Source organism: Hymenobacter sediminicola (assembly GCF_014250515.1).
GTDB lineage: Bacteria > Bacteroidota > Bacteroidia > Cytophagales > Hymenobacteraceae > Hymenobacter > Hymenobacter sediminicola.
On record NZ_CP060202.1, the window covers coordinates 4,127,301 to 4,150,786 of the forward strand.

Here is a 23,486-nt window from a genome sequence, read left to right on the forward strand (position 1 = left end):
CCGCTCTGCTCCTACCGATGGATGTCGGCCGAAAACTTGTAGCTGGCTGTGTTACGGCTCTGGATCTGACTCTGGCCGTGCAGGCAGCTCAGCAGGCTGAGTAGAAAAAGTAGTTTCTTGGGCATAAGACAAACCGCCAACGGGATAAAAACGATATCAGGGGCTAATAAACACAACTTTTGCGGATGGCCTCCAGCTGTTGCCTTACTAGGCGCTACCGGACTGCTACTTCCACTCCTGCTTTATGAAAATTCTTACTGCCCACCAGACGCACGCTCTCGACCAGGCTACACTACAGGCCCAGGGCATCAGCTCCGATGCGCTGATGGAGCGCGCCGCTACCGCCTGCACTACCTGGCTTCTCGACCAGCTCCAACCGGCTTTTACCACGCCCTTCCATATTTTCTGCGGCCCCGGCAACAATGGCGGTGACGGTCTGGCTATAGCGCGCCAGCTGCACGCGGCTGGCTACACGCCCCAGGTGTGGTTGCTGCCTGCCACGAAGCACTCCCCCGATTTCTTGCTGAACCGCCAACGGCTGCCGCCGCAGATTTCCTGCACTGAGCTTAGCGCCCGCACGATGCCAGCTCTGCCACCCGAAGCCGTAGCGCTAGATGCACTGTTCGGTACCGGCCTCAGCCGGCCGCTGGTTGGCCTTGCGGCCGACATTGTGGCGCACCTCAACCAGTCAGGCGCGACTCTACTTGCTGTGGATGTGCCTTCCGGTCTGTTTGCTGATAGCTCCCAGCCCGCTGGTAGCCCGGTGGTACAAGCCCGCTACACCCTGAGTTTTGAGCTACCCAAGCTCGCATTTCTGCTCCCCCAGAATGCTGGGTTCGTAGGCGACTGGACTGTGCTGCCCATTGGGCTCGACGCCGACTTTATCCACAAGGAGGCTGTGGATAACCACTTTGTGGATGCCGGTTTTCTGCGCGGAAGACTACCGCAGCGTGGAAAGTTTTCCCACAAAGGCACATTCGGGCACGCGCTGCTGCTGGCGGGCAGCTACGGTAAAATGGGAGCCGCTGTGCTAGCCGCGCGGGCTTGCCTGCACAGCGGCATAGGGCTGCTCACGGTACGAGTGCCCGCGGTTGGCTACGATATTCTGCAGATTTCAGCGCCGGAGGCCATGGTGCTTCCTGACCCTGCCCGGGAATTTGTAACAGAGCTGCCGGAGCTGAAGCCGTACGCAGCCGTGGGTATGGGCCCTGGCCTGGGACAGGAAGCTTCCACCGCTGAAGTGCTTCGGCAACTGCTGCAAAACGCTTCTGGACGCCCGCTGGTACTCGATGCCGATGCCCTGAACCTGCTGGCGACGCATCGTGAGCTGCTGGAACTGCTGCCGCCCAACAGTCTACTCACGCCCCACCCCAAAGAATTTGAGCGCCTCACCGGCGAGCCCGCCCCCGGCGATTATCACCGCCTGGAGCAGTTGCGAAATTTCTGTACGCAGTACCGCTGCTACTGTGTACTTAAAGGAGCCTACACGGCTTTAGGCACGCCCGATGGACCGGTTTACTTCAACAGCACCGGTAACCCCGGCATGGCCAGTGGCGGCAGCGGCGACGTGCTGACCGGTGTGCTGCTGGCATTGCGCGCCGACAAACGCCTCTCCCCGCTCGACGCAGCCCTGCTTGGCATCTTCGCCCATGGCCGCGCCGGCGACCTTGCCGCCGCTGAAACCGGCCAAGCCGGCCTCACCGCCAGTGACCTGATACGCTACATTGGTCCTGCTCTGCAAGAGTTAACCGGCGGCTAGCGGCAGCATGTTTTTCCATTTTCGGATTGTTGGAAGAATTTCTGAGCGCCATGCAAGTAGTTCAGGTAGCCCAGTACACGGCCAGAAACTGCACAATCATCACGCCGTCGGTAAGGAGCGCGAAGTAATAGTCCGGGCGGGTTTCGTCGGCGTACCAGATGACTGCCGCCGCCAGCACTGAGGGTAGCAGTAGGGCCAGCAGATGGGCATAGCTGACTCCCCACGGCAGTAGTACATTGGCTACGGCCAGCACAGCCAGCGCAAACAGCTTGGTGGCCCTTACCCCAAAGACGCCCGGAAACGTAAGCGTACCGGTGAGCCGGTCCTTGGTATAGTCGCGAATATCGAAGACGAATGCTAGGGCCAGGATGAAGCAGAAGCGCCGCGCGAACAGTACCAGCACGAGCGGTGCGGCAAGGGGTTTTCCCAAGTACAGCGCCGGAATCCAAACCGTAACGGCGGCCCAGACATAAGCAATCAGGAATACTTTCAGCAAGGGTAGGTCGCGGAGGGCACGCCAGCGGCCGCGCCATTTCACCAGCGGCAGCGAGTAGAGCAGTGAAATAGCCGCTAAGTGCCCCAGAAACAGGGTCAGATGCTGCCAGCCATCCAGAAAAAACAGTACCCCCGCTACCACCAGTGCCGCTATGGCCAGCGCAAACAGCTCGCGGCGGTGCGTCAGCATCCAACGCTTGCGCCCGCTCAGCACCAACTGTTGCTGGAACTTGTAGGGCAGCACGCTGTCGATGTTATACAGGAAGAGCGTGGCCGCAAAAATGAGCACCGCCAGCCGCCACGGAATATCTACCCGCCAAAACAGAAACGTGGCCCATGTGAGAGCCAGTGCGGCCAGCGCCAGCCACGTGCTGCTGTATAGCACAGCGTCGGTCCACTGCCGCAGAGTGGCAGTCCAGGGCAAAGCGCCGGACGAGGCAACACCGGAAGGCTTATCGGAGGAAGGACGCATAGGGCCGGGGCAAGCAACAGACGAAAAACCCGTGGGCCCAAAAGTACGACAGCCTCAGCTTTACTCGCCCGTTTCGTCGTGGCTCGCATCCACAGGCTTCGACTCCGGAGAACCTTTCTGCCGCAGAAAGATGGAAAGGCCCACAATGGATACAATGCTTAGCATCTCGCTCTGCCAGTTCTGAAACGACTCGAACCAGAACCGCGTGGTCCCCATGTAATCTAGTGTAGATACGGCCGGTTTGCCTTCCTGTTGTTGTTCGATACTGTAGACCTCGGCCCCACCGCGTGCATGCAGCCACACCGACCCCAGGAACAGTAGAAAAAACGCCAGCGACAACGAATGCTGGTAGAGGGCCAGTTGCCAGCCACCGCGCTTCACGGGGCCGGGGGCATCCTTCTTTGTAGGGTCTGGTTCCCGGTCTACTTCCTCCTTTTCATATAGTTTCTTCGACTCAGAGGAGCCTTTTTGCCGCAGCCAGATGGTGAGCAGCACGTACAGGCCCATCTGCAGAAACTCGCTTTCCCAGTTCTCGAACGTGGCTTCCAGGAAGTGACCAGAGCCCATATACTGCCCCAGCGTGAGCTCCGGCAGTTTCATCTGCTGCAGCTCGTCGTTGTAGTCGTGCCAGCCAGTGAACGTCTGGCCCACCATGGAGGCCAGCATGAGCAGCGTACCGACCAGCAGCAAGCTATTCTCGTACAAAAACCGGATGACGGGCGAGGAAGAGCGTGTAGGAGCCATGCAGCGGCGTACGTCGAAATGGCGAAAAAGGCGGCTACCGTTGACCTTGGGCTACCTGATGCTCCCTTCAGCCCAGTTGCGTACAAATCGAAACGCCTCTCCCAACCAAGTGGTCAGGAGAGGCGCTTCGGGTAGCGTAGTAGTACCGCGAGCCTACAGCTCGACGCCAGAGGTCTGCTTGGCAGAAGCCGCAGATGCGCCGTTCGGGAACGTCTCGTGATAGAGTGTGATGCTGTCTTCGATGATGCGGTAAGCATCTTCGCGGCCCATGAAACGCTCCACGGTCACGTGCTTGTGCTCCAGAGCTTTATAGTCCTCGAAAAAGCGCTGCATTTCGTTGAGCGTGTGCGGGGGAAGGTCGGCAATGTCGTTGAAGTGGTTCACGGAAATGTCGTGAGCGGCTACCGCAATGATTTTGTCGTCCTCTTCGTCGCCGTCAATCATCTGCATTACGCCAATAACCTTGGCTTCCACGAGGCACATCGGCACGATATCTACCGAGCAAAGCACCAGAATATCGAGCGGGTCCTTGTCGTCGCAGTAGGTCTGCGGAATGAAGCCGTAGGCGGCCGGATAATGCACGGCCGAAAACAGCACACGGTCCAGTTTCAGCAGGCCGCTGTCTTTGTCCAGTTCGTACTTGGCCTTCGAGCCTTTCGGAATTTCGATGATACCGTTTACAACTTTGGGAGCGTCGTCGCCGCGCGCCACATCATGCCAGGGATTGAAATGAGCCATGAGAAAAAAGCAGGTGCCCGTTGCACCTAATGGTATGAGTAAGTAAGTGTATGACGCGGAGGTGCCTGCCCGGAATACGGACCGGCGGGTTATTTGGCCGAAAGAACTTCCAGCAGTGGCTCGCCAGTACAGCCGTTGGGTTCCTGAATGTGGAGCCAGCGGGCTACGGTAGCTGCAATATCGGTGATTTTGGCCGGGTGACTCGACTCGCCCTGCTTCACGCGCCAGCCCCAGAACAGCATGGGCACGTGCGTATCGTAGTTGTTGAGGGAGCCGTGGGTAGTGCCTTTATTGACGGGGTAGGAATACGATTCCAGCCAGCCCGGCTGTAGCACCACCAACACGTCGCCGCTACGCTTGGGGTAGTAGCCATTTTCCAGATACATCAGCATGCCGCTTTCCCAGTGCGACTTCTGCACGTCGTCGGCCGTGATGGCGCGGTTGACACCGGCCAGCTGCCCGGCAATGTCCACTACTTCGTCCTGCACCAGACGCAGATTCAGCTTCTTTTCGGCAATAAGTGGGCGGTTGAGGTATACTTGCTGGTTTTCGTAGCTGAGCACCCATTTGCCGGGGCCGTGGCGGCGTATGAGTGCCTGCTGAATCGAGTCCTGCATGAGGCGTGGGCCCACCGAACCACCGGGCAGGTGATGGTCGGCGAGGAAACCGGGCGCATGCGCGGCAGCGTGGTCAGCGGACAGAAACACCAGCGCCTGACCTTTGCCTACCGTTTTATCAAGGTAGGTGAGCAGACGGGCAATGTCTTGGTCGAGACGTAGGTAGGTATCTTCGGTTTCAATGGCATTCACCCCAAACTGGTGCCCTACATAGTCGGTACTGCTGAAACTCAGAGCCAGGAAATCAGTCTGGCCGCGTTGGCCCAGCTGCTCGGCCCGTACGGCTTCCAGCGCAAAGTCCAGTGTGAGCGAGTTGCCGAAAGGCGTGGAACGAATCAGGTCGAGGTTGCGAGCAGGAGTTACCTTCTCCCCTTCTGCCTGTAGGGCGCCCTGCACCGGCTTGGGCAAAGTGGCGCTCAGGGTAGGAAGATCGTGCGGAAATACCGGCTTGGTTTCGCCCCGGAACGCCGATTCCCAGGCCACGTCGTCGGGCGAGCTTTCGGTGTACTGCCCGATAGGTAGTAACGTATTCCAGGGCTGGTCAAGGTAGCGGGCAGCGCGGTTTTCACTGTTGAACTTCGTTACCCATTCGGGCAGCGTATTCTGGTAGTAAGTGCTGCTGATGAAGGCGCCATTGCTGCCGTCGTACCAGTAGGCAGCATTGGCTGCGTGCCCAGCTGGCAAAATGGAGCCCCGATCTTTAATGCAGACCCCAATCACCTTGCTCTGGAAATTGGTAGCCAGCCGCAGCTCATCGGTGATGGTGGAGGTCAGCATATGGCGCGGCGACATCTGGCCCTGCTCGCTGGTGCTGCCCACCGACTTCACGCTCCGGTCTTCGGTGACGTAGGTGCCGCGGCCGGTTTCACGTTCAAACCAGTTGTTGCCGATGATGCCGTGGAACGAGGGAGTCGTGCCTGTGTAGATGCTGGCATGGCCCGGCCCAGTATAGGTGGGCACGTAGTTGTAGTGGGCGTTTTCATAGCTGAAGCCTTCGCCCAGCAGCCGCCGGAAACCGCCGCTGCCGTACTTGCTCCAGTAGCGGTAGAGGTAGTCGTAGCGCATCTGGTCTACCACAATACCTACCACCAGCTTCGGCCGCGCCAAGTCTTTTCCTTTTTTCTGCCCCACGGCAGACCCCGCCACCAGGGCGGCCAGCAACAACAACAGGCTCTTTTTCAAATCAGAAGGCAATTAGGCAGCGCCACCGAAGCAGCACTCCGCGTAAGCGGCCCCAAAGATAGAGGCCAACGACCGGAATTGCTTCGCTGGCAGCTAAATCGTAACCGCCGCGTAAAGGAATAGCGGAAGCCCGGCTTCGTTTCATCAGAACTTTTCACAGCCGAAGCGGCTGCTTCGGCGCACTCTTTTGCTATGCCCGACCAGCCTTACGCCCTCCTTTTCGACATGGATGGCGTGCTCATCGACAATACGCCCGAGCAGGCCCGCGCCTTTCAGCTCCTGTTTCGTGACCTGGGCCTAACTACCAACGCCCGCAAGCTGCTGGAACGCCTCAACGGCATGCCCGCCACCAACATCCTCAAAACGGTCTTCACTACCCCTGTTCCGAAGAAGAAACTGGAGGAGTACGCCGCCCAGCGCGAGTTTCTCTACCGCACGCTCTCCTGGAATAAGCGCCGCGAGTTGGCCGGTCTCACGCCATTTTTGCAGGCCGCCCGCGCCGCCGGCTTCCGCATCGGGCTGGGCACCGGCTCAGGCTCCGACACCATTTCTTACATCATCGACCACCTCGACCTGCGCCGTTACTTTGATGTGGTGGTGGGCAAGGACGACGTGCAGCGCGGCAAGCCCCATCAGGACACCTTCGCCGAAACAGCCCGGCAGCTGGGTGTGCCGCCGGAGCGTTGCGTGGTCTTCGAGGACGCAATTCTGGGCGAGCAGTCGGCCTACAAGGCGGGCATACGCGTTATCGGGGTCAGTACTAATCTCCGGCCGGAGCAATTCCAGGCCCCGCTCACAGTCATTCGGGACTTCACGAAAATCACGCCGGAGCAGGTGTTGGCGCTGCTGGCTCAGCACCCCGAAACGCCTCGCCCCAGCAAGGAATTGTCGAAAAGGAAGTACATGAAGCTGTAATAAAAAAAGCCCTGACGCTGAGCGACAGGGCTTTTTTGTTGACGAACGACCTATGCCTTACCGGCTTGCGGCCAGCGCCTCGGCACCACCTACGATTTCGAGAATCTCGGTAGTGATAGCCGCCTGACGCGTCCGGTTATAAGTTAGCTTAAGCGACTTGAGTAGCTCGCCGGCATTTTCGGTGGCTTTCTCCATGGCCGTCATGCGGGCGCCGTGCTCCGAAGCGTTGCTTTCTAGTACTGCCTTGTATAGCTGCACCTTCAATGACTGCGGAATCAGGGTCTGCACAATCTCCTCTTTTGAGGGCTCGAAGATGTAGTCCACGTTTGAGGTCTGTACGGCGGCTGGGTTCGGCTCGGCGGGTACCAGTGGCAACAGTTGCTCAGCACGTACCACCTGCGTGGCCACGTTCTTGAACTCGTTGTACACCATCACTACTTCGTCGTACTGGCCAGCCCGGAAACCATCCATAGCCTGCTCGGCTGCTTCGCGCACCGTATCGAACGACAGTTTGCCGAATACGTGCGTGTAGTTGCCCACCAGCGGACCACGGCGCCCGAAGTAGTCGTGCGACTTCTTGCCGATGGCCATGTAGGCCACATTGCCAGCAGCGGCCTGCGCGGCGTAGCGCTCCTGCACCAAGGCATTCACGCCCTTAAACACGTTGCTATTGAAGGCACCGGCCAAGCCACGGTCCGAAGTGATGGCAATCACCAGCACCCGGCGCACTTGGCGCTGCACGGCATATTCGCTCACCACGTCGTCGCCGACCTGGGCCGTCAGATTCGTCAGGATGCTGTTGAGCCGCTGCGCGTAGGGGCGCATACGCAGGATATTGTCCTGCGCCCGCCGCAGCTTGGCCGCCGCCACCATCTTCATGGCTTTGGTGATCTGCTGCGTGCTTTGCACCGATACGATGCGGTTACGGACTTCTTTTAAGCTAGCCATTCTCGTGAAAATGAGTTGTCAGTTGCTCGTTGCCGGTTGTCAGTTTTAGTGAAGCGGCCTTGCGGCACCTTCTTCCTGACAACTGACAACCAGCAACTGACAACTAATGAATTACTTGGTAGCGTATACCGCCGACAGGTCTTTAGCAACCTGACGGATGGCACCAGTGATGGTGTCGTCCAGCTTACCCGCCTTCAGGCCTTGCAGCACCTCAGGGTGACGGTTGGTGAGCACCTGCACGAATTCCTTCTCGAACTCGCGCACCTTGTTTACGGGCACCTGGTCAAGCAGACCGTTGGTGGCGGCGTAGATAACAGCCACCTGATCTTCCACGCGCTGTGGTGAGAACTGGGGCTGCTTCAGGATTTCGAGGTTACGACGGCCGCGCTCAATGGTGAGCTTGGTCGAGGCATCGAGGTCGGAGCCGAACTTGGCGAAGGCCTCCAGTTCGCGGAACTGGGCTTGGTCAAGCTTCAGCGTACCGGCCACTTTCTTCATCGACTTGATCTGGGCGTTACCACCCACGCGCGATACCGAGATACCCACGTTGATAGCAGGACGGATACCGGAGTTGAACAAGTTGGTTTCGAGGAAGATCTGGCCGTCCGTAATCGAAATTACGTTGGTCGGGATATAAGCCGAAACGTCACCAGCCTGGGTTTCGATGAGCGGCAGAGCGGTCAGCGAGCCACCACCTTTCACAAGGTGTTTGATGCTGTCCGGCAGGTCGTTCATGTCGCGGGCGATGGTGTCGGAAGCGTTAATCTTCGCGGCACGCTCCAACAGGCGGCTGTGCAGATAGAACACGTCACCAGGATACGCCTCACGTCCGGGAGGACGACGCAACAGCAGCGACACCTCACGGTACGCTACGGCCTGCTTCGACAAGTCATCATACACTACCAGAGCCGGACGGCCCGTGTCGCGGAAGAACTCGCCGATGGCAGCACCCGTGAAGGGCGCGAAGAACTGCATCGGAGCAGGGTCAGAAGCCGAAGCCGAAACCACCACCGTGTAGTCCATAGCACCGCCTTTGGTCAGGGCGTTTACTACCTGAGCTACGGTGGACGCCTTCTGGCCTACGGCTACGTAGATGCAGAAAACCGGCTCGCCGCGCTCAAAGAACTCGCGCTGGTTCAGGATGGTGTCGATGGCTACCGTCGACTTACCCGTCTGACGGTCACCGATGATCAGTTCGCGCTGGCCCCGGCCAATCGGAATCATGGCGTCAATAGCCTTGATACCGGTCTGCATCGGCTCCGTTACGGGCTGACGGAAAATTACACCAGGAGCCTTGCGCTCCAAGGGCATATCGTAGGTCTGGCCCTGGATGGGGCCGCGGCCGTCGATAGGCTGGCCCAGCGTGTTTACCACGCGGCCCACGATGCCCTCCCCCACCTGAATGGAGGCAATTTTATTGGTGCGGCGTACCGTGGCTCCCTCGCGGATTTCGCTGTAGTCGCCGAGCATTACGGCACCTACGTTGTCTTCTTCGAGGTTAAGAACCAGGGCCTGCAGGCCGTTTTCAAATTCGAGCAATTCCCCCGACTGGGCTTTACCCAGGCCGTAGATGCGGGCTACACCGTCGCCAACCTGCAATACCGTACCAACCTCTTCGAGTTCGGCTTCGGTTTTGAAGTTGGACAACTGCTCCCGCAGAATGGCGGATACTTCATCCGGACGTACTTCTGCCATGTGGATTATAGTTGAGATTGGTAGGGGTTCTTCGAGAATTCGGTGCGCAGCTTGCGCAGCCGGAAGCTCACGGAGTCATCTATCTGCCGGTCGCCAACACGCAGCACAAAGCCGCCAATAAGCGAAGCATCTACTTTCTCGGTGAGAATAACTTGCTGAAGACCTGTCTGCTGGCGAACCAGCGACTCTACTTCAGCGCGCAGCTCTGGAGTCAGCGGCATGGCCGTTGTCACTTCAGCAGTTTGTACGCCGCGCAGGGTGTTGTATTGGGTCAGAAACTCGGAGCCGATGAATTCCAGTGCGCTTTCGCGGTTCTTCTGGGTCACAATAGTGAAGAATTTCTCAGTGAGAATCGACACTTTGCCCCCGAACACGGCGCGTAGAATAGCCAGCTTCTTGTCGTGCTTGACGATGGGGTTGCGCAGCAATAGGCGCAGGTCACGATTTTCGTTCAACGTTTTGTTGAACAGGTCCATGTCCTGCTTTACTTGCTCCAGCGTACCCTGCTCCTCGGCCAAATCGAGCAACGATTTGGCATATCGGGAGGCAACTCGTAGTTCAGACATTGATTTTAGCTATTGAGTAGTTGGTAGCAGATAGTGAGCTTTATGGTGTTCGGCTGACCGAAACACGCTGCTCACTACCTAATACTCACTACTAATTCAATTTTACTTCCTTCAGGTACGAGTCCACGAGTTGCTGCTGAGCCGGTTGGTCAGTCAGCTCGCGGCGCAGAATACGCTCCGCAATATCAATGGACAGCTTGGCAGCGGTGTTTTTCACCTCAGCCAGAGCCGCGTTCTTTTCGTTCTGAATGGCTTCGCGGGCCTGTACAATCATACGGCCGCCTTCTTCCGTCGCCTTGGTTTTCGCCGTCTCGATGAGCTGGTTAGAAATTTCCGTGGCTTCCTTCAGAATACGGTCACGCTCCAGACGAGCTTCGGCTAGCAACTTTTCGTTACCGGCTTTCAGCTGCTGCATTTCGATCTTGGCCTGGTCGGCCATACGCAGCGCACCTTCGATGGAATCTTCCCGTTCGCGCAGCGAGCTAAGGATAGGTTTCCAGGCAAACTTCGTCAGCAGGAAAAGGAGAATCAGAAAAATGACCAGCTGCCAGAACAGCAGGCCGAAACTAGGGTTGGTAAGCATTAGCGCTCAGCAAAATTGGTGAATAATCGGGCTTCGGCTCGTCGCGTTTTAGCGCTCCACAAAGCCCGCTACAACCCAAAGAAAACGCAAGCCCGACGCACCTGCCGCCTAGCAATGCTAGGGGCCGGTGAGTCGGGCCGGGCGGCTTCTCTACTGAAGCTTCAGAGCAATCAGCAGGCAGACTACTACTGCGAACAGAGCAGCACCTTCAACCAGAGCGGCCACGATCAGCATAGCGGTCTGGATTTTGCCGGAGGCTTCCGGCTGACGGCCGATGGCTTCCATGGCCGAGCCACCGATGCGGCCGATACCCAGACCAGCACCCAGAATAGCCAGACCGGCACCGATACCGGCACCCATTACAGCCAGACCAACAGCATTAACAACCTGCAGCAACAGAGAGAGCAGCATAAGACAAAGAGTTTGAGGGGAATGTGAAATGAAAAAACGCAGGAAAAAAGCGGAAATTAGTGTGCCGAATGGCCCGAAACGTGAGCCGGTGCGTCAGCGTCGTCGCCACCGATGCCATAGTCATGGTCATGGTGCTCTTCTACTGCGCCGCCAATGTACATAGCGGTGAGCAGCGTGAAGATGTACGCCTGCAGGATAGCGACCAGCAGCTCCAACACGTTGATGAACAGACCAAAGGCAATAGACAGCGGCGCAATACCAATGGTATTGAAGATGAAGATCAGTGCAATGAAGCTCAGAATGATGATGTGACCAGCCGTGATGTTGGCAAACAGTCGAACCATCAGAGAGAAGGGTTTCGAGATGACACCAATCAACTCAACCGGAATCATAATCGGGCGTAGCCAGAGCGGAACACCGGGCGTCCAGAAAATGTGCGACCAGTAATACTTATTGGAGCTGAACGTCGTGATGCACAGCGTAATAAAAGCAAACAAAAAGGTTACGGCCAGATTACCGGTAAGGTTGGCAGCGCCCGGCAGCAGGCCCAGCAGGTTGTTGAACCAGATAAAGAAGAAGATAGTCAGCAGGTACGGCAGATACCGCTCGTACTTCGGGCCGATGGCCTTCTTGGCTACTTCGTCGCGCACGAAAATGATAATCGGCTCGAAGAAAGACTGTACACCCTTGGGAGCCCGGCCGTGGTTTTTGCGATATCCGGCCGATACGGAGAAGAACACAATCAGTAGCAGAGCAACGCTAATCAGCATCGATGCTACGTTTTTCGTGATGGACAGGTCGTATACTTTGCTGCCATCCGTAGCTTCCAGCGTTTCGTGCTCTAGCTTGAGGCCTTCATGCACGGTGCCTTCTGGGTAGAGGTGATGCGAAGAGAATACCGATACGCCTTTAGCGGGCTGGTAAGCAATGATGGGTAGCGGCAGCGTGAAGTGTGCCCCTTCACCGGCTTCCCCGAAAAAGTGCCACTCGTGCGCGTCGCCGATGTGATGGAGAATCAACTCCCCAGCATTGAAGCCTTCCTTCTCATTTGCCTCGTGTTTGGAGACGGTCTGGTCCTGGGCGGAAACCGAGAACGAGAGCAAGCAGAAAAGGGCTACAAATAAACGCTTCATTCAGAATGACTTAAGTCAGTGTTCACCAGAAACTCACAAAGAGCTTTCACCCGGTTTTGAAAACGGGCGCAAGTTAGTCAGAACGCTCCAGACTTCAAACCCGGTAAAGAGAAAATAGCCGATAAAAAAGGCCCCAAGGAAGGTGTAGGTGCCCATGCCTTCGTGTGCGCCACCTTTGTATAAGTATACCAGCACAATCCCCATGCTGAGTAGCATCCGGAGCACCATGGAGCCAAAATAGGCCGCCATGAAATTATCGGGACTAGCTTTCACCATACGGGCGGTTACCCAGTAGATGATGGCCGTAAGCAACGCAAAGTACCCCATAATGTAGGCCGCCAGCGGATGCACCACATCAGTCCCATAGCGGGCATTGAGCAGGTAGAGCGTGCCGTAGAGCAGCAAACCAAGCAGCAACAGGTTACGGAAGAAGCGGAGCAATTCGGGAGTCGTGGCGGTTGATGGGGCCGCAAAGGTAAGGCAACGGAAGCTACCGTGCGTCCTTCTTGCTCATTTTCACTAGAAAGAGTGACGAACCAGCTTATGCCGATTGCCTGACTGTGCAGCTAGCAAGCACTGGAAATCAGCGTACAGAGACTAACAGGCCCGTTTTACTTATCGGACACCTCTCGTATTACAAAATACATGGCCGTAAACACGCCCAGCAGTGTAAGCACTACCGTACCCCACGGACTGCTGCCAAAACGGCCATCGAGCCAGATACCCAGCCACGTACAGACACCTATTGTAGCCAGCATCTGGAATCCGAGACCTGTGAAACGGGCAAAGTTGCCCCCACGGGGCGGCTGAGAATCGGGAGTGGGCATGTCAGACATGGCTGGGAGCAGGAGACGACGAATGTAGTAGGATTGTTCGTGTCTTGGTTGTGTACGGCAAACGCCTATTGGGCAGCAACTGCACATGGCTGGGAAAAAGGCGTAATTTTACCCAACGTGCGTCGTTATGACTGCTATGCCACGCATGAGCTGAACAAACTGATTGGTTTTCAGCGTTGGCGTATTCGTAAGTTATGCTCCCGACTTCTGCTTTGACTGTATCCTACTTTTCCCATTTGCTCACCCGACCACTGGCAGTCCTGCTTCTCCTGGCGGGCGTAGGCGGTTGCGCTTCTGAGCGACGTAGTGTGGTAGGCCATGCCTACGACAACGTGGTGGCCCGCGACAATGCCTATTTCCTGGCCCGTGAGAAAATGCGGGAGACAGAGGAAAAGCTCTATACTGCCCGCCAGAACGACTACAACCGGGTGCTACCTCTTTTTCCGACAATGGATGAGGCCAGTGCCAAGACGGTAGCCACGGATATGGAGGATGTGGTGAAGAAGGCCTCGCTACCGATTCAGCACCGCGCTGCCTCCGACTGGACGGATGATGCCTACATCCTTATTGGTAAGAGCCGCTTCTATACGATGGAGTATGAGGATGCGGCCAAAACCTTCAAGTATGTCAACAGCACCAGCAAAGACCCCAATGCCAAGCATGAGGCGCTGATTTGGCTGATGCGCACTTTCGTGACCACCAAAGAGTTTGAAAACGCCAAGGCCGTATCGGACCTGCTGGATAAGGAAGAGGGCCGCGAGGCAAATGCCAAGGAACTGTTTCTGACCCGTGCTGACTATTATATTAAGGTAGAGGAGCCAGCCAAAGCCATTGAGAACTTAGAGAAGGCTATTCCGCTGATTGAGCAGAAAAACGAACAGTCGCGCACACGCTACATCTTGGCGCAACTCTACCAGAACCAGGGTGAGGACAAGAAAGCGTACGCCGAACTGAACCGCATTCTGAAGAAAAACCCACCTTACGAACTGGATTTCTTCGCCAAGCTGATGCTGGGTCAAGTGTCAGACCTCAACAATACAGACAAGGCCCGGCTGGACAAGTATTTCGCCAAGCTGCTGAAGGACTCCAAAAACAAGGAGTACCGCGACAAGATCTATTATGAAATGGCGCGCCTCGACTACCGGCAGCAACGCTACACTGAAGCCCTGAAATTGCTGGAACAGTCGGCGCGGGCAACTTCCACCAACCGGGCCCAAAAGTCCTACACCTACCTGCTGGCTGGCCGCATTTACTACGAAAACCTGCAGAAGTACCGGCTGGCTGCCGCGTACTATGACAGCACAGTGCAAAACCTTCCGAAGGAAGCACCGGGATATGCTGCTACAGCTGAACGGGCTTCCATTCTAAAGGATTTTGCCCAGCAGTACACCATCATCGAAACACAGGATAGCCTACAAGCACTAGCTCGTTTGGATACGGCAGCCCTGCGCACTCGTCTGTTGGCGTTTGCTGATGCTGAATTGACTGCTCGCCGCAAAGAGGCAGATGCTTTAGCGGCTAAGCAGGAATTGGAGAGCCGCCGCCAAACGGCCACGGGCCCCAGTTCTTCCCGTGACCTGCAGACTGGTATCGACCCCGAAGATTTTATCAACGGCAGTACCGGCGTAAAATGGTATTTCGACAATCCGACGTCGTTGAGTACTGCCCGAGCCGACTTTATCCGGAAATGGGGCGACCGGCCCTTGCAGGATAACTGGCGAACGGTGAGCGTAGCTAGTTCCTCGCCTGTAACAGAACGTGGCGGCAGCGTGCCAGTGAGCATTGCGGGGGCGAACAAAACCAACGTAACAGCAGGCGCGACAAACGGAGTGGGCCAGGCCATAGAAGATCCAGCTGTGCAGCAGCGTGACCTAGTGGCTAAATACCGCCAAGCCTTGCCACTTACTCCCGACCTGATGAAGGCATCGGAGCAGCAGGTAGAGGAGGCGTTGTTTGCGTTGGGTGGCATCTACAATCAGCAGCTTCGGGAGCCGGTGCCTGCCGCGCAGACCTATGAGAAGCTTACCACTCGTTTTACGGCCAGCAAGCACCTGCCAGAAACGTATTACAGCCTCTATCTGATCTATAAAGAGCAGAATGAACTGGCAAAAGCGGAGCTGTATGCGCAGCGCCTGCGGCAGGACTTTCCGAATACGGCCTACGCACGCCTAGCCGCCGACCCAGAGTATCTGCGCCGCACGTCGCTGGTGAATCAGGAGGTAGCGGTACACGTCGATTCGGCTTTCGTGTTCTATAAGGCGCAGGAGTTCAAGAAAGCCTCTGCCGTATTGGCTCGCACCAAGAAACGCTACCCCGAAAACGACCTGAACGACCGGATGGCCTACCTCAACGCTTTGATTGCTATGCGGACTCAGCCGCCGCTGGTAGCCAAAGCCACGTTGGAGAAGTTTACCAAAGATTACCCTGCAACCCCGCTGGGCAATGATGCCCGCAACTTCCTGAACTCCTACAAAAAGTATGAGGCAGGCGAAATCGTAGGCGCTTTAGCATCTACTCAAAAGCCGGTAGTATCCATTTTTCGCCCCGGCGAGGTGAATAACCGGATGCGCATTTATTACGCAGAGAATGAAACGCCTGCCAGCGTAGCCCCTTCGGTAGTTCCTGCCAAACAGCCGGAAACACCCAAACCGAAGGAGCCTACCATTCCGGCTAATAAAACGGAGACTCCTAAAGACAGCACGGCAGCTGTGTCTTCTACGAAAGTAGAATCCACCAAAGCGGAGCCCGCAGTTGACCCTGTGAAAGCAGCCCGCATGGCGGCAGCACAGGCTAGGGCGCGCGGCAAGAAAACGCCTAAGGCACCAACCCCATCCAAATCTGCAGTTCCGGCAACGGACTCAGCCGCCGCTCGGGCTGGTGCCGCCCCAACAAATACCGCCACACCTTCCGTTCCTGCTCCTACTACTACAGCGCCTGCCCCAACAGTAGCTGCTACCCCACCAATGCCGGCCTCGCCTTATGCTGCCGTTCCGGCAGCGGGCCATGCTGTTGTGCTGGTGTTTCCCAAAGGGGCAGCGCCGGCGCAGACCCTACCCGCTCAGCTTGGCACCTACAACAGCCGCTATTACCAAGCCAGCAAGCTACAGGTACTGCAGCAAGTCCTCGGCGACTCTCTGGACCTGATAGTAGTGCAGAGCCTGCCCAATGCCAAAGTAGCGCAGAGCTATGCCCTCAAGCTGCGAAGCCCTCAGTCGCCGCTCAGTAAGCTACGCGGCGCGGGTTACCAAACGCTCATCATCGGTATTGATAATCTGCCAGTGCTGCTGCAGCGCCGCAACGTGGAAGAGTATCAGCGCTTCTACCAACAGACTTACTCCAAATAATTCCGAATTACGCCTTCTTATCAGACAGTTGCCTGCTCCTCGGTGCAGTGCAGACTGTCAATCGGAAGGCAGATTCTTCATTTAGAAGTTCCGAATGGCTTACCCCGCCACCAAAACCAAGGCTAACTCCCGCAAACCACAACGCCCGGGCCGTTTTACGGCACTCACCCGCACGATGTGGTTGCTGTTCGGCGGCGGTGTACTTGCTTTTGTACTGTTTGTATTCGCAGTTAGCATCAACTTCGCCGACCTGTTTGGGCAGATGCCCAACCTGAAGACTCTCGAAAGCCCCCGTAGCGAGCTAGCATCAGAAGTATACTCTGCCGATGGAGTGCTCATGGGCAAGTACTTCCGTGAGAACCGTACACCAGTCAGCTATGAGGAACTGGCTCCTACAACCATCGATGCCCTTATTGCCACAGAGGATGCGCGCTTTGAGGTGCATTCCGGCATCGACCCCAAGGCTATGGCCCGGGTAGCCTCCGGCCTAATTGTAGGCGGCAAGAGTGGTGGCGGCTCTACGCTCAGCCAGCAGCTAGCCAAAATGCTGTTCCGCACCCGCGAAGACCTGAACGACGGCCGTCTGAACGATGTGCGGGGCCTGGGTATGGTTATCACCAAAACCAAGGAGTGGATTCTGGCAGTGCGCCTGGAGCGAAACTATACCAAGCGCGAAATCCTGCGCATGTATCTCAACACGGCCGATTTCGGGTCCAATGCCTTTGGCATCAATGTAGCGGCCAAAACGTTTTTTAATAAGAAGCCTAAGGCACTTACGCTTGAAGAATCGGCTCTGCTCGTAGGCTTGGTAAACGGTCCGTCGTGGTTTAACCCGGTACGTAACCCGGAACGCTCCAAAAAGCGCCGTAACTGGGTATTGGGCCAGATGCAGAAAGCCAACTACATCGATGCGCCTACCTACACTGCCGCCATCGAGAAGCCCATAAAGCTCGACTATAAGGTAGAAAACCAGAACGAGGGTATTGCTCCGTATTTCCGCACCGAACTCAGCAAAACACTGCGCGACTGGGCCAAGGAAACCGAGCACGACCTATATGCTGACGGACTGAAAATCTACACCACGATTGATTCGCGGATGCAGAAATATGCCGAGGCGGCTGTGGCTGAACATATGAAGCTGCAGCAGAAGTGGTTTGATGCACATTGGAAAGGTCAGCAGCCTTGGCGCGACGAAAATGGCCGCCTGATTGCGAATTTCCTCAGCACTTCCATGCAGCGGACGGCCCGCTACCAGTCGCTCAATGCCCGCTTCGACGGTAACAAGGACTCCATCAAATACCATCTGAACAAGAAGTATAAGATGAAGGTGTTTACTTGGAACGGTGGCGAAAAGGAGGTGACGATGTCGCCGATGGACTCGCTGGCCTACTACAAGCGTCTGCTGCATTCGGGCTTCATGGCCATGAATCCGCTCAACGGCCAGATCAAAGCCTGGGTAGGCGGCATCAACTACAAATACATCAAGTACGACCACGTGAAGCAGGGTAAGCGCCAGCCTGGCTCCACGTTCAAGCCCTTCGTCTACGTAGCTGCCATCGACCAAGGGTACTCCCCCTGCTATCAGCGCCCCGACGTAGCAACGACGTTTCCGGCTGAACGTGGCCGGGCCGCTTATACACCCCGCAACTTCGAGGGCTCATTCTCGGGCCGCACCTTCACGCTACGGCAGGCACTGGCCCGCTCCATGAACTCGATTACGGCGTGGCTCGTGCAGAAACTCGGCCCCGATGTAGTGGTCAGCTATGCCAAACGCCTCGGCATCACCTCCCCTATTGATGCGGTGCCTGCCATCGGCTTCGGCTCTTCTGATGTCAGCATTTTCGAGATGACCGGAGCCTACAGCACGTTCGTCAACAAAGGCATCTGGACTTCCCCCATGATGGTGACGCGTATTGAGGATAAAAACGGCAACGTCTTGCGCGAATTTGTGCCGCAGACCCGGGAGGCCCTCAGTGAAGAAACAGCCTACCTGATGACGTATATGCTGCGCGGCGCTACCGAAGAGCAGGGCGGCACTTCCATTATCCTCAAAGGCGGCTTCAAATTTCCGTATGAAATGGGCGCCAAAACCGGTACTACCAACAACTATTCCGACGGGTGGTTTATGGGCCTTACGCCTGATCTGGTGTGCGGCATGTGGGTGGGCGGGGAAGACCGCAGCATTCACTTCCGCACAGGTGCCTACGGACAGGGCTCACGCTTGGCACTGCCGCTCTATGGTATCTTCATGAAGAAAGTCTACGCCGACAAAAACATCGGCATCAGCAAAGGTGCTTTCCCCAAACCCGATACGCTGAGCGTAGAAATAAACTGTTCACGCTACTACAACGGCGCGGGCCAGCGGGATACCATTCCGTACGACCAGAAACTCAACCAAGTAGAACTGGACGACCTGAATGAACAGGATATTTAAGCGGAGTTATTTTAGAATTCAGAAACGTGGCCGGGACTTACCGGCCACGTTTTTTGTTTACACTCGCACCAGCACACGGTTTCTACGTATTTCCACCGGCAGTTCTGTCGCTTAATGCGCATAGCTCTGCTCTGTTACTGCGTACCTACTCCATCTGTCCCAATCAGCATTATATGGCTGCTAAAGAGCATCTGCAAGAGCAAATTCGCCAGCTCCCCCACCGCCCGGGTGTGTATAAGTACTTCGATGATGAGGGCATCATCTATGTGGGCAAGGCCATCGACCTGCGGAAGCGGGTGAGCAGCTATTTCACTAAGCAAGATCACAACAAGAAGACGCAGCAGCTGGTCAAAAACATCAAGCGCATCGAATTCACGATTGTGGACAGTGAGTCGGATGCGTTTCTGCTGGAAAACAACCTCATCAAGCAGCACCAGCCGAAGTACAACATCCTGCTGAAGGATGGCAAAACTTACCCGTATCTACTGCTCACTAACGAGCGTTTTCCGCGCCTGATTCCAACCCGCAACAAACGCCCCGGCGACGGCCGCTACTACGGCCCCTACGCCAACCTGACGGCCATGAACGTGCTGCTGGAGATGATCCGGATGCTGTATCCGCTGCGTACCTGTACCTACAATCTGTCGCCTGAGAATGTAGCGGCCGGCAAGTTCAAAGTGTGCTTGGAGTACCACCTCGGCAACTGCAAAGGCCCGTGCGAGGCCAAGGAAGATGAGGAAACCTATCAGCAGTACATCCACCAGATCCGGCAGATTCTCAACGGCGACCTGCGCCTGCCCAAGCAGTACTTCCGTGAGAAAATGACGCAAGCGGCTCAAGAAATGCAATATGAGCAGGCCCACCAGTTCAAGCTCAAGTTGGACCGGCTCGATGATTTCCAGGCCAAAAGCACCATTGTCAATGCGTCGTTGTCCAACATCGACGTGTTCAGCATTGCCTCTAATGAGAAGCTAGCCTTTATCAACTACCTCAAAGTGATGAACGGCTCCATTATCCTCACGCAGTCGGTGGAGGTGCAGAAGAAGCTGGATGAGCCCGATGATGAGATTCTGGCCCCCATGATTATGCAGATGCGAGAAGAGTTTGAGAGTCAGTCGAAGGAAATCCTGACCAACGTGCCCGTGCCCGACCTGCCGCTGCCCGGCGTAGCTATTGCGCAGCCCCAGATCGGCGATAAGCGGAAGCTGCTGGAGCTTAGCATCAAGAACGTGCTCTACCTGCGCAAGGAAAAGGAAAGCATGACCGACCGCAGCAAAGACCTCAATGAGGTCCGGATCATGGAAACCGCCAAGAAGGATTTACGCCTGAAAGAGCTGCCTAAGCACATCGAATGCTTCGACAACTCCAACTTCCAGGGCGACAACCCAGTGGCTGCTATGGTGTGTTTCCGTAACGCTAAGCCCAGCAAAAAGGACTACCGCCACTTTCATATCAAAACCGTCGTCGGCCCCAACGACTTCGATTCGATGTACGAAATTGTGACCCGGCGCTACCGCCGCCTCCTAGATGAAGGAGCTTCGCTTCCGCAGCTTATCGTGGTGGATGGTGGCAAGGGCCAGTTGGGTATGGGCGTGAAAGCGCTGAAGGATTTGGGAATCTGGGGTCAGATTCCCATCATCGGTATTGCTAAGCGGCTTGAGGAAATCTACGTTCCCAACGACCCGCTGCCGCTTTATATCGATAAGAAAAGCGAAACACTACGCCTCATCCAGCGCATGCGCGACGAGGCCCACCGGTTCGGTATCACTTTCCACCGCAGCCGCCGCGACGCTGCGACGCTCAAAACTGAGCTGACGGATGTGAAAGGCCTGGGCCCCATTACTGCTGATAAGCTATTGACTAAGTACAAGTCGGTTAAGAAAATAAAAGAGCTTTCTGAAGCTGACCTTACAGCTGAAATAGGCAAAGCCAAAGCCCGGGTTTTACTCGACTATTTCAGCCAGGAAGCTACGCCTGAGTAGAGCATCTCTCCATTAACTGTACATACAAAAAGCCCCGACCATCTGCATGGCCGGGGCTTTTCAATGCTTTAACTACAAGCCGAACTCTAGAAGCTCCAGAGGTTGTATTCGTACTCGATAAGGTCGGAAGCCGCCTGCTGCGAGGCCAGAATGCCTTGCTGCTGGCCGCCGTAAATTTCATCCAGACGTGCATCGTTTGGGTTAGAAACCTTTACGATATACGAGTTGAACAGCCACAGCTCAAAGGCATCAGCGAGGTTCTTGTGCTGCGCATCGTTCTGGGAGTTGAACCAGATGGCTTTGTCCGGATTGTTGCGGAACACCTTCACCAAGTCGCTGTACTTGAACGTGCCGATAGGTTTTTCAATACCGGAAGCATTAGAGCTCAGCGTCGAAGGAACCAGCAGCGTGATGGTTTTGATATCGTGATACATCCGCGACCGTTTCTTGTCGAAGATCATATCCTCCTTCAGTTCCATCTGATACAGGTCCTTGTAGCGGTACTCGTAGCTCGGTGGCGCGGCTGGAGTTTTGGCAACTGGCTTAGCACCTTTTTTCTTAGGAGCACCCCAGTCATCACCAGTATCTTCTGAGAAACCAGCAGCTTTTTCTTCGTCGCTCAAGCCGGCGGAAGACTCCGCGTACGACATGTTAGACGTTACCTCGGCGCCAGTGAAAGTTGTCGTCAGCGAATCATTGCGGTAAGCAACCAGCTCACCCCGCTTCACAGCATCAATGATAACGCGGCTGATTTCTTTGCCTTCCGAAAACATCGGCTTGTTCTGCTTTTCGCGCAGATCCACGGCCCGCCATATCGTTTTGCGGAACATGATATCCGAGTTCGGAATCGGACGGTACGAGCCGTTGCTGCTCGCAGTAGTCGCTTGTTCCTGAGCCGAAGCCGACAGTGACAGCGTAAGACCAGCTGCCAGAGCAGCGAGAGAAAGAACCTTATTCATAATGCAGGAAAGCGAATCAGACGCTTTTAGTTCATCAACTGAAACTTACAGCAACGGCACGTTGAACTGCTTCGACACGTTTACCTGCTCCGTGTTGCCCTGGAAGTTCATACGCTGAACTTCTTTTACTTCGATGTAAAGACGGTCGCCTTCGCGGGCCGAGTTTACAACGTCGTTCAGGCTAACATCGGGGCCGTTTACCGTGCGGGTAGGCATGGCAGGGCGCTTACCGCGCACCAGCGTTACTTCGTAGCGGCTTACGCGGTAGCGAGCATCCTCCGGCAGGAAAGTAGCGAAACCAGCATCCGGAATAGCTTTCAGGCTCAGGTTGCGTACAGCCGTAATCGGAGTTCCTTGCTTCTCGTTAGCCTCACGACCACCTACGATGCATTTGATTTCGGGCTTTGGAATAGGACGAACCTGGAAGGTCTGCGAACCGATGGGGTTGCCACCGCTGCTTACGCTCAAGGTTACCTCTTTCGAGTTTGGTACCAGCGTAACTTCACCTTTCGCCGAACCTTTGATGGTAGAAGCACCAGAAGCCGAGAAACTAGGATCATACTGGGCACCTAGAGCAGGCACCTGTACGCTCAGCTTGTTGCCGCACTTGAAGTACAGAGCCTGTACCGAAGCCGACTGAATCTGCATTACCGGCTTGGTTACTGTGTAAGGCACCGTAACGTTGAAAGTAGTGTCACGACCGTTCTGCTTGAAGCGGATGGTGCCTTTCCAAGAAGCTTTGGCGTTGCCAGCAGCATCAAAAGAGCCCGGGCGAGCCGTGAACTCCACTTTGCCTTTGCCAGTAGAAGCATCTACTGCTAAGGGCGAGCCGTTCAGCGTCATGGTAGGGCGCAGGCCCGTAGCTGAAGCAGTCAGGAAAAGTTCTGCTTTGTACTTGGTACCAGCAGCTACCGTATTCGACTCCGCGCTAGCGAATGCACCAACTTTGTCAAACACGATGATGTTGCCACCTACTTTGGCCGACTGGGCAGCCAGAGCATCAGATTCGTACTTCAGTACTTCGGTTTCTTTCTGCGACAGGGTAGCCAAAGCTGCTACCAGTGGCGTGTTCTCAAAGTTGAGTTCTGCGAAGTTTTTAGAACGCTGCTCCGGGTCCGTCACCATTGGGTCATCTTTGGCATCTAGAGCCAAAGCAGAAGCACCAGGAACGAAGGTCTTGATGTAAGAAGAATACTCATTGAGTTTGTTCTTCATTTCATACGCAGCACCGTCTTTTTTACCGCCGAGCATTGTGATGGCCACTTTGTCTTCGGCACTCATGTTCTTGTACTCGTTCTTGCCTTTGGTGTTTTCCGTGGCTGTTACGAGTTTGTCGCGTACACCGCGCAGATAATCAATCATCTGCTTGGTACGCTCACGAATTTCTTCGCTCTGCTTCAAAACGGCTACGTCAGCGGCAGTATTGCGGTTTTTCTCAACCTGAGCTGCAATGCCTTTTACCGTGCCATCGTTCGATTTAGACACCTTTTCGTTGATACCGAAGAGGCTGTCATCAAGGAACTTGAATTTGAGCAGAATTGCTGAGTTTACTTGTAGGGCTAGAAGCGCAGTCAGTACCAAGTACATCATGCCAATCATCTTCTGCCGCGGAGTTTCTTTGCCTCCCGCCATTGTGTCTACCTATCTTATATAAAAGGTGGGACCGAAATTTC

At 55.7% G+C, this 23,486-nt stretch carries 19 protein-coding genes; 5 read left to right on the plus strand and 14 right to left on the minus strand.

What is annotated here, in order from left to right; translation table 11 throughout:
• The first annotated feature begins 244 nt into the window (after nucleotides 1–244).
• Nucleotides 245–1,759, plus strand: coding sequence for an NAD(P)H-hydrate dehydratase (locus tag H4317_RS17660; protein ID WP_185887869.1), 1,515 nt, complete (start codon nucleotides 245–247; stop codon nucleotides 1,757–1,759).
• Between the two features lie 61 nt (nucleotides 1,760–1,820).
• On the opposite strand, the gene H4317_RS17665 is transcribed toward H4317_RS17660, so the two are convergent.
• From H4317_RS17665 to pafA, 4 genes are all read right to left on the minus strand, one after another.
• Nucleotides 1,821–2,726 carry a UbiA prenyltransferase family protein gene (locus H4317_RS17665; protein ID WP_185887870.1) on the minus strand — a complete coding sequence of 302 codons (906 nt, stop codon included), beginning with the start codon at nucleotides 2,724–2,726 and terminating at the stop codon, nucleotides 1,821–1,823.
• A gap of 60 nt (nucleotides 2,727–2,786) precedes the next feature.
• Nucleotides 2,787–3,470, minus strand: a complete 684-nt coding sequence (locus tag H4317_RS17670) for a DUF6766 family protein (protein ID WP_185887871.1) — start codon at nucleotides 3,468–3,470, stop codon at nucleotides 2,787–2,789.
• A 153-nt stretch (nucleotides 3,471–3,623) separates the two neighbouring features.
• Complete coding sequence (locus H4317_RS17675; RefSeq protein ID WP_185887872.1) at nucleotides 3,624–4,208, minus strand: inorganic diphosphatase; 585 nt, start codon at nucleotides 4,206–4,208, stop codon at nucleotides 3,624–3,626.
• An 89-nt stretch (nucleotides 4,209–4,297) separates the two neighbouring features.
• Nucleotides 4,298–6,007, minus strand: coding sequence for an alkaline phosphatase PafA (gene pafA, locus H4317_RS17680; protein ID WP_185887873.1), 1,710 nt, complete (start codon nucleotides 6,005–6,007; stop codon nucleotides 4,298–4,300).
• 192 nt (nucleotides 6,008–6,199) lie between these two features.
• Between pafA and H4317_RS17685 the strand changes: the two genes are divergently transcribed.
• Nucleotides 6,200–6,922, plus strand: coding sequence for an HAD family hydrolase (locus tag H4317_RS17685; RefSeq protein WP_185887874.1), 723 nt, complete (start codon nucleotides 6,200–6,202; stop codon nucleotides 6,920–6,922).
• A 57-nt stretch (nucleotides 6,923–6,979) separates the two neighbouring features.
• Here the strand turns inward: H4317_RS17685 and atpG are convergent, their stop codons facing one another.
• The 8 genes from atpG to H4317_RS17725 form a co-directional block, all read right to left on the minus strand.
• On the minus strand, nucleotides 6,980–7,870 hold the full coding sequence (gene atpG / locus H4317_RS17690; RefSeq protein WP_185887875.1) for an ATP synthase F1 subunit gamma: 891 nt from the start codon (nucleotides 7,868–7,870) through the stop codon (nucleotides 6,980–6,982).
• Between the two features lie 111 nt (nucleotides 7,871–7,981).
• Nucleotides 7,982–9,565: a F0F1 ATP synthase subunit alpha gene (gene atpA, locus H4317_RS17695; protein ID WP_185887876.1), complete on the minus strand. Its 1,584-nt coding sequence runs from the start codon at nucleotides 9,563–9,565 to the stop codon at nucleotides 7,982–7,984.
• A 5-nt stretch (nucleotides 9,566–9,570) separates the two neighbouring features.
• On the minus strand, nucleotides 9,571–10,131 hold the full coding sequence (atpH, locus tag H4317_RS17700) for an ATP synthase F1 subunit delta (RefSeq protein ID WP_185887877.1): 561 nt from the start codon (nucleotides 10,129–10,131) through the stop codon (nucleotides 9,571–9,573).
• Nucleotides 10,132–10,222: 91 nt separating this feature from the next.
• Complete coding sequence (locus H4317_RS17705) at nucleotides 10,223–10,714, minus strand: F0F1 ATP synthase subunit B (protein WP_185887878.1); 492 nt, start codon at nucleotides 10,712–10,714, stop codon at nucleotides 10,223–10,225.
• 150 nt (nucleotides 10,715–10,864) lie between these two features.
• Complete coding sequence (atpE, locus tag H4317_RS17710; protein ID WP_044511419.1) at nucleotides 10,865–11,125, minus strand: ATP synthase F0 subunit C; 261 nt, start codon at nucleotides 11,123–11,125, stop codon at nucleotides 10,865–10,867.
• Between the two features lie 56 nt (nucleotides 11,126–11,181).
• On the minus strand, nucleotides 11,182–12,258 hold the full coding sequence (gene atpB / locus H4317_RS17715) for a F0F1 ATP synthase subunit A (protein ID WP_185887879.1): 1,077 nt from the start codon (nucleotides 12,256–12,258) through the stop codon (nucleotides 11,182–11,184).
• Between the two features lie 33 nt (nucleotides 12,259–12,291).
• Nucleotides 12,292–12,699 carry a hypothetical protein gene (locus tag H4317_RS17720; protein ID WP_185887880.1) on the minus strand — a complete coding sequence of 136 codons (408 nt, stop codon included), beginning with the start codon at nucleotides 12,697–12,699 and terminating at the stop codon, nucleotides 12,292–12,294.
• Nucleotides 12,700–12,869: 170 nt separating this feature from the next.
• Nucleotides 12,870–13,094: an AtpZ/AtpI family protein gene (locus H4317_RS17725; protein WP_221899173.1), complete on the minus strand. Its 225-nt coding sequence runs from the start codon at nucleotides 13,092–13,094 to the stop codon at nucleotides 12,870–12,872.
• A gap of 212 nt (nucleotides 13,095–13,306) precedes the next feature.
• Here H4317_RS17725 and porW point away from each other — a divergent pair, with 212 nt between their 5' ends.
• From porW to uvrC, 3 genes are all read left to right on the plus strand, one after another.
• Entirely contained in the window at nucleotides 13,307–16,438 is a 3,132-nt protein-coding gene (porW, locus tag H4317_RS17730; RefSeq protein ID WP_185887881.1) for a type IX secretion system periplasmic lipoprotein PorW/SprE, read from the plus strand.
• Nucleotides 16,439–16,532: 94 nt separating this feature from the next.
• Entirely contained in the window at nucleotides 16,533–18,872 is a 2,340-nt protein-coding gene (locus tag H4317_RS17735) for a penicillin-binding protein 1A (RefSeq protein ID WP_349772186.1), read from the plus strand.
• A gap of 173 nt (nucleotides 18,873–19,045) precedes the next feature.
• Complete coding sequence (gene uvrC / locus H4317_RS17740) at nucleotides 19,046–20,854, plus strand: excinuclease ABC subunit UvrC (RefSeq protein WP_185887882.1); 1,809 nt, start codon at nucleotides 19,046–19,048, stop codon at nucleotides 20,852–20,854.
• Between the two features lie 86 nt (nucleotides 20,855–20,940).
• Here uvrC and porN read toward each other — a convergent pair whose 3' ends face one another.
• Together porN and porM are read right to left on the minus strand one after the other, a co-directional pair.
• Complete coding sequence (gene porN, locus H4317_RS17745) at nucleotides 20,941–21,813, minus strand: type IX secretion system ring subunit PorN/GldN (protein ID WP_073280797.1); 873 nt, start codon at nucleotides 21,811–21,813, stop codon at nucleotides 20,941–20,943.
• A gap of 45 nt (nucleotides 21,814–21,858) precedes the next feature.
• Nucleotides 21,859–23,412, minus strand: coding sequence for a type IX secretion system motor protein PorM/GldM (gene porM, locus H4317_RS17750; RefSeq protein ID WP_260625729.1), 1,554 nt, complete (start codon nucleotides 23,410–23,412; stop codon nucleotides 21,859–21,861).
• Between the last annotated feature and the right edge of the window lie 74 nt (nucleotides 23,413–23,486).

What these genes read in the sequence shown, in the direction of transcription:
- atpE (WP_044511419.1), bottom strand. Translation starts at nt 11,125, where the DNA reads ATGCTGCTCTCTCTGTTGCTGCAGGTTGTTAATGCTGTTGGTCTGGCT.
- atpG (WP_185887875.1), bottom strand. Translation starts at nt 7,870, where the DNA reads ATGGCTAGCTTAAAAGAAGTCCGTAACCGCATCGTATCGGTGCAAAGC.
- atpH (WP_185887877.1), bottom strand. Translation starts at nt 10,131, where the DNA reads ATGTCTGAACTACGAGTTGCCTCCCGATATGCCAAATCGTTGCTCGAT.
- porN (WP_073280797.1), bottom strand. Translation starts at nt 21,813, where the DNA reads ATGAATAAGGTTCTTTCTCTCGCTGCTCTGGCAGCTGGTCTTACGCTG.
- H4317_RS17660 (WP_185887869.1), top strand. Translation starts at nt 245, where the DNA reads ATGAAAATTCTTACTGCCCACCAGACGCACGCTCTCGACCAGGCTACA.
- porM (WP_260625729.1), bottom strand. Translation starts at nt 23,412, where the DNA reads ATGATTGGCATGATGTACTTGGTACTGACTGCGCTTCTAGCCCTACAA.
- atpA (WP_185887876.1), bottom strand. Translation starts at nt 9,565, where the DNA reads ATGGCAGAAGTACGTCCGGATGAAGTATCCGCCATTCTGCGGGAGCAG.
- H4317_RS17665 (WP_185887870.1), bottom strand. Translation starts at nt 2,726, where the DNA reads ATGCGTCCTTCCTCCGATAAGCCTTCCGGTGTTGCCTCGTCCGGCGCT.
- H4317_RS17705 (WP_185887878.1), bottom strand. Translation starts at nt 10,714, where the DNA reads ATGCTTACCAACCCTAGTTTCGGCCTGCTGTTCTGGCAGCTGGTCATT.
- H4317_RS17685 (WP_185887874.1), top strand. Translation starts at nt 6,200, where the DNA reads ATGCCCGACCAGCCTTACGCCCTCCTTTTCGACATGGATGGCGTGCTC.
- uvrC (WP_185887882.1), top strand. Translation starts at nt 19,046, where the DNA reads ATGGCTGCTAAAGAGCATCTGCAAGAGCAAATTCGCCAGCTCCCCCAC.
- H4317_RS17670 (WP_185887871.1), bottom strand. Translation starts at nt 3,470, where the DNA reads ATGGCTCCTACACGCTCTTCCTCGCCCGTCATCCGGTTTTTGTACGAG.
- atpB (WP_185887879.1), bottom strand. Translation starts at nt 12,258, where the DNA reads ATGAAGCGTTTATTTGTAGCCCTTTTCTGCTTGCTCTCGTTCTCGGTT.
- H4317_RS17675 (WP_185887872.1), bottom strand. Translation starts at nt 4,208, where the DNA reads ATGGCTCATTTCAATCCCTGGCATGATGTGGCGCGCGGCGACGACGCT.
- H4317_RS17725 (WP_221899173.1), bottom strand. Translation starts at nt 13,094, where the DNA reads ATGTCTGACATGCCCACTCCCGATTCTCAGCCGCCCCGTGGGGGCAAC.
- H4317_RS17735 (WP_349772186.1), top strand. Translation starts at nt 16,533, where the DNA reads ATGGCTTACCCCGCCACCAAAACCAAGGCTAACTCCCGCAAACCACAA.